Origin of the sequence: Isoptericola sp. NPDC057191 (assembly GCF_042670225.1) — a bacterium.
In the GTDB taxonomy this organism is placed as follows: domain Bacteria; phylum Actinomycetota; class Actinomycetes; order Actinomycetales; family Cellulomonadaceae; genus Isoptericola.
In genome coordinates, this window is sequence record NZ_JBHUWC010000217.1 from 1 (window position 1) to 6263 (window position 6263).

A 6263-nucleotide genomic window follows, 5' to 3' on the forward strand; every position below is an offset into this window, starting at 1 on the left:
GGTCCCGGAGGGCTGAGCCGCCGGGACCCGGACGAGAGGCCGCCGGCTCAGCGGGCGGCGAACCCTTCGTCGGGACCTTCGTCGGGACCTTCGTCAGCGCCGTCGTCCGACGTCGGGGTGCTGCCCGGCTCGACGTCGGCGGACGCGCCGCCGCTCTCCGCGGCGCCGAAGATCTGCGCGAGGGCGGCGTCGACGTCCGACTGCTCGTCGGCCTGCGCGGCGCGCCGGGCGAAGTACCCCGCGGGGTCGTCGAGGTCCGCGGTCCCCGGCAGCAGGTCGGGGTGGTCCCAGACGGCGTCGCGCGCCTCCGGCCCGCCCTCCGCCATGACGTGCGCGAACAGGGCCGTCGCGTCGCGCGAGCGACGCGGCCGCAGCTCGAGGCCCACGAGGGTGGCGAAGGTGTGCTCCGCGGGCCCGCCCGCCGCGCGGCGGCGGCGGATCATCTCGCGCAGGGGGTAGGTGTGCGGCAGGTGGGGGAGCGCGGCGGACGCGGCGACCTCCGTCACCCACCCCTCGACGAGCGCGAGGGCGGTCTCGAGGCGCAGCAGCGTGGCCTCCTGCTCCGGCGTGTGCTGCAGCCCGAAGACGCCGCCCGTGAGCGCGCCGCGCAGGGCCTCCGGGTCGCTGGGGTCGATGTCGCGGACCTGCTGCTCGAGCACGTCCAGGTCGATCGTGATGCCGCGCGCGTACTGCTCCACCAGTCCGTGGAGGTGGGCCGCGAGCCACGGGACGTGCGTGAACAGCCGCGCGTGCGCGGCCTCGCGCAGCGCGAGGAAGTGGCGCACCTCCTCCAGCGGCGCGTCGAGGCCGTCGGCGAACGCCGCGACGTTGGTGGGCAGCAGCACCGTCGCCGGCTCGGAGAGCAGCGGGACGCCGACGTCGGTGGACCCGAACACCTCCCGCGAGAGGGTGCCGGCGGCCTGGCCGACCTGCATGCCGAAGACGGCGGAGCCGAGGCGGCGCATCATCTGGGCGGGGTCGAGGCCGCCGCCCAGCGCGCCCGCGGGCAGCCCGCCGAGGCCGGGCATGCCCAGCGCGTCGCCGTCGTCGAACCCGCCCGGCAGCTGGTCGCGCAGCACGGTCGCCAGCGCCTCGGCGACGGACGTCGCGACCGGCGCGACCAGGCGGTGCCACGCCGGCAGGGTGGCCTCCACCCACTCCGAGCGGCTCCAGGCATGGGTGCGGCCGCCGGCGGGCGGCAGGTCGGTCACCGCGTCGAGCCACAGCTCGGCCACCGCGAGGGCGTCGGTCGCGGCCTTGGCCTGGCCACCCGTGAGCGACGGGTCGCCCTCCGCGACCGCCACCTGACGGGCGACGTCGTGCGCCACGTCGGTGTTCACGGGACCGTCGCCGGACGCCGACAGCAGGCGCTGCACCTGCGCGAGGACGTGCTGCATGGTCGCCGGGTCAGGGGTGCCCGCCCCGGGCATCCCGGCCAGCGCCGCCGGGTCGATGCCCTGCGCGCGCATCTGCTCCAGCACCTCGTCGGTGCGTTCGCCGAAGAACCCCTCCAGCATCGAGCGCAGCATGCGCTCGCGCTCCTCGGCACCCTCGGGGTCGTCGGGAAGGTTGCTCATGAGGGCTCCTCGCCTGGCTGCGAAACGGCTAGGGAATGGTTGCGGGCGGTTCCGGTCGGACGGCGGCCGTGCCGACCGGATCACCGTAACCACCGACGACGTCCGACCGGGCCGTGAGGTTCCGGAGGTTCGCTCTGGGCGCAGATCCCCCGGAGACCCCTGACGGCCGAGGTCCGCGGGCCGCGGACCTGGCGCGGGGTCCAGGAACGTCGGCGATGATGTGGCGGTGACCTTCGACCGCGACATCATCGCGTCCGACGACCCCTCGGCGTCCGCGGACGGCGTCGTCCCCGCACCGCGCGCGTCGCGGCGCAGCGTGACCCTGGGCGTGTCCCTGCTCGTGACGGCGCTGCTCGCCGCGGTGCTCCTCGTGCTCCCGGCGCCGTACGCGATCCGGGCCCCCGGCCCGACCGAGGACACGCTCGGGCTCCAGGGGGCGGACGTGGCCGGGTCGGGCGCGACGTCGAGCGGCGGGAAGAGCGCGACGGCGCAGCCGGTGGTGGAGATCGAGGGAGCCAAGACCTACGACGTGACCGGCGAGCTGCGGCTCACCACCGTGAGCGTCTATGGCGGGCCGGGCGGCGACGTCCTGCTCGGTGACGTCCTGTGGGGCTGGGGCTCGGGCGAGCGGTCGGTGCAGCCGGTCGAGTCGATCTTCCCGGAGCAGACCACGCAGGAGCAGCAGCAGCAGGTCGGGCAGGCGCAGATGGCCGGGTCGGAGTCCTCCGCCACCGTGGCTGCGCTGACGGAGCTGGGGTACGAGGTGCCCGCCACGCTGACGGTCGCGGGCGTGGCGCCCGGGTCCGGGGCCGACGGGGTGGTGCGGGCCGGCGACGTCATCCGCAGTCTCGACGGGCACGACATCACCACCCACCAGGACCTGCTCGCCGACCTCGACGACGTCACCCCGGGCGACGACGTCGTGCTCGGCGTCGACCGCGACGGCAAGCCGAAGGACCTCACGGTCACGACGGCGGAGGGCGACGGGCGCGCGGCGCTGGGCGTGTACCTCGACCCGTCCTACGACTACCCCGTGGACGTGACGATCCGGCCGGGGGACATCGGCGGCCCGAGCGCCGGCACGATGTTCGCGCTGGCGATCATCACCAAGCTCACGCCCGAGGACGAGCTGCACGGCGCGCACGTCGCCGGGACGGGGACGATGAGCGTGGACGGCGAGGTCGGCCCGATCGGCGGCATCCAGCAGAAGCTCTTCGGCGCCCGTGACGCCGGCGCGGACTGGTTCCTCGCCCCGGCGCGCAACTGCGACGAGGTCGTCGGGCACGTCCCGGACGGGCTGCGCGTCGTGAAGATGTCCACCCTCGACGACGCCCGCGCGGCCATCGAGGACATCGGCGCCGGGAAGGGTGCGGACCTGCCCACGTGCTCGTGACCGGCGCGTGAAGGTGCTGTCGCCCACGGGGGGACGAAGCGTGGGAACCTGAGGGATGACAGGGACGTTCACACCCAGAACGTCCGTCCGTCCCGAGCACGAGTGAGGTGCCCGCACCGTGTCCTTCGCTGCCCCGCCCCGTCGACGTCCCGGCCCCCCGGCCAAACGCCGACGCAGCCCCCTCGCGATCACGCTCGTGGTGGTCGCCGCGGTCGTCATCGCGCTGCTGCTCCTCGCCCAGTTCTGGACCGAGGTCATGTGGTTCGACGCCCTCGGCTTCGGCAACGTGATCTGGACGGAGTGGATCACGCGCGGGATCCTGTTCGTCCTCGGGTTCCTGGTGATGGGCGGCGCGGTCTTCTCCTCGTTCGCCGTCGCCTACCGGGTCCGTCCCGTGTACGCGCCGTCGACCCCTGAGCAGGCGACGCTCGACCAGTACCGGGAGGCGATCGAGCCCCTGCGCCGGGTCGTCACGATCGCGGGGCCGGTGGTCGTCGGGTTCTTCGCCGGCGTGGCCGCGTCCGCGCAGTGGCGCAGCGTCCTCCTCGCGATCCACCCGGCGTCGTTCGGCAAGACCGACCCGCAGTTCGGTCTCGACCTCGGGTTCTTCGTCTTCAGCCTTCCCGCGCTGCGGTTCGTCGTGAGCTTCTTCATGGCGGTCGTCATCATCGCGGGCATCGCGGCGCTGGTGACCCACTACCTGTACGGCGGCCTGCGGCTGGGCCCCGTGCCCGCCGGGACGCCGCGCACCACGCGGGCGTCCCGCGTGCACCTCGCCGTCCTCGGCGCGGTCCTCATGATCGTCATCGCCGCGAACTACTGGCTCGACCGGTACTCGCTCCTCACGGCGACCAACGGCAGCACCACCAACGCGCGGTACAACGGGGCGTCCTACTCCGACGTGCACGCCGTCATCCCCTCCAAGGAGATCCTCACGGGCGTCGCGGTGCTCGTCGCGCTGCTGTTCGTGGCGGCGGCGGTGCGCGGCACGTGGCGGCTGCCGGCGATCGGCGTCGGCCTCATGGTCGTGTCGGCCATCGCGATCGGCGGGATCTACCCGGCCGTCGTGCAGCGCTTCCAGGTGAACCCGAACGCCCAGGAGCTCGAGGCCGACTACATCCAGCGCAACATCGACGCCACGCACGACGCGTACGGCCTCGACAGCATCGACACGCAGCCGTACGACGCGACGACCGAGGCGGAGGCCGGCGCGCTGCGGGCGGACGCCGAGACCACGGCGTCCGTGCGGCTCCTCGACCCGCAGATCGTCAGCCCGTCGTTCCGGCAGCTGCAGCAGAACAAGCAGTACTACAACTTCGCGGACACCCTCGCGGTGGACCGGTACGACATCGACGGCAAGTCCCGCGACACCGTGATCGCCGTGCGCGAGCTGAACCTGGGTGGCCTCGGCGACGGTCAGCGCAACTGGGTCAACGACCACACGGTGTTCACGCACGGGTACGGGGTCGTCGCGGCGTACGGCAACCAGCCCGGCCCGGACGGCCAGCCGGCGTTCTACGAGGGCGGCATCCCCACGCAGGGGGCGCTGACCGACAAGGGCTACGAGCCGCGCATCTACTTCAGCCCCTCCACCACCGAGTACTCGGTCGTGGGCGCGCCGGAGGACACCAAGCCCTGGGAGCTGGACTACCAGGCGGACGACGAGCAGGGCGGCCAGCAGGTCAACACCACCTTCCCGACGCAGGACGTGAAGGCTGGCCCGTCCATCGGCTCGTTCGGCAGCAAGCTGCTCTACGCGCTGAAGTTCGGGTCGCAGGAGATCCTGTTCTCCGACCGCGTGACGGACCAGTCGCAGATCCTCTACGACCGGGACCCGATGACGCGCGTGCAGAAGGTCGCCCCGTGGCTGACCCTCGACCAGGGGATGTACCCGGCCGTCGTCGACGGGCGCGTCAAGTGGATCATCGACGCGTACACCACGTCGGACGCGTACCCGTACTCGACCAGCAAGCCGATGCAGGAGGCGACCGCGGACTCCCTGACGCTCGCCGCGCAGGGCGTGCCGGTGGAGATGCCGCCGGAGGTCAACTACATCCGCAACTCGGTGAAGGCCACGGTCGACGCCTACGACGGGTCCGTGACGCTGTACGCCTGGGACACCCAGGACCCGGTCCTCAAGGCGTGGTCCGACGTGTTCCCGACCTCGGTCAAGCCGCTGTCGGAGATCTCGGGCGACCTGATGAGCCACATCCGCTACCCGGAGGACATGTTCAAGGTCCAGCGGACGCTCCTGACGCAGTACCACGTGAACGACGCCGGCCAGTTCTTCTCCGGCCAGGACTTCTGGGCCAACCCGGAGGACCCGGTCGCGAGCGGCAAGGCGCCCGCGGCGAAGCAGCCGCCGTACTACCTGTCCCTGCAGATGCCGGGCCAGAAGGACTCGGCGTTCTCACTGACAAGCACGTTCATCCCCGGCGGTAACACCGACCGCGAGATCCTCACGGGGTATCTCGCGGCCGACGGGGACGCGGGGAGCACCGCGGGCAAGGTGGCGGACGGGTACGGCGAGCTGCGGCTGCTGGAGCTGCCACGCGACTCGACGGTGCCGGGCCCGGGTCAGGTGCAGAACAACTTCGACTCGAACCCGACGATCTCCGAGCAGCTCAACATCCTGGAGCGCGGCTCGTCGAACGTCGTCCGCGGCAACCAGCTGACGCTGCCCGTTGGCGGTGGCCTGCTGTACGTGCAGCCCGTGTACATCCAGTCGGCCGGCGGCACGCAGTTCCCGCTGCTGCGCCGGGTGCTCGTCGCATTCGGTGACCAGACCGGGTACGCGGAGACCCTGGACGAGGCGCTCGACCAGGTGTTCGGCGGCGACTCCGGCGCCAACGCCGGTGACGCCGCGGGCGAGGCGGAGACCGAGGTGCCGACGGCACCGGTCGAGGGTGGCGACGGCTCGACCGAGCCGTCGGCGGAGCCCACCACCGAGCCCACCACGGAGCCGACGACCGAGCCGACGACCGAGCCGAGCGGCGCTGCGACGCCGACCGGCGACCCGCAGACGCGCCTCAACTCCGCCCTGCAGGAGGCGAACGACGCCCTCGCCGACAGCGACCAGGCGCTGAAGGACGGCGACTTCACCGCGTACGGCAAGGCGCAGGACCGCCTGCAGAAGGCGATCGAGGAGGCCGTCGCGGCGGAGAACGAGATCGAGTCCGCCGGCTGATCGTCGGGGGAGCGCGGCGCGGGGGGGGGGCGGGGGCGGGGCGCCGGGCGGGGGGCGGCCGGCGCGGCGGGACGGGGCCGCGTAACGATCGGCGGCGCGGTCGGGA

At 73.0% G+C, this 6263-nt stretch carries 3 protein-coding genes; 2 read left to right on the top strand and 1 reads right to left on the bottom strand.

The window, feature by feature from the left end; translation table 11 throughout:
• Positions 1–47: 47 nt before the first annotated feature.
• Complete coding sequence (locus tag ACFT55_RS18455) at positions 48–1577, bottom strand: zinc-dependent metalloprotease (protein WP_380245302.1); 1530 nt, start codon at positions 1575–1577, stop codon at positions 48–50.
• A 226-nt stretch (positions 1578–1803) separates the two neighbouring features.
• Here ACFT55_RS18455 and ACFT55_RS18460 point away from each other — a divergent pair, with 226 nt between their 5' ends.
• On the top strand, positions 1804–2970 hold the full coding sequence (locus ACFT55_RS18460) for a PDZ domain-containing protein (RefSeq protein WP_380245303.1): 1167 nt from the start codon (positions 1804–1806) through the stop codon (positions 2968–2970).
• Between the two features lie 118 nt (positions 2971–3088).
• Entirely contained in the window at positions 3089–6157 is a 3069-nt protein-coding gene (locus tag ACFT55_RS18465) for a UPF0182 family protein (protein WP_380245304.1), read from the top strand.
• The last annotated feature ends 106 nt before the right edge of the window (positions 6158–6263 follow it).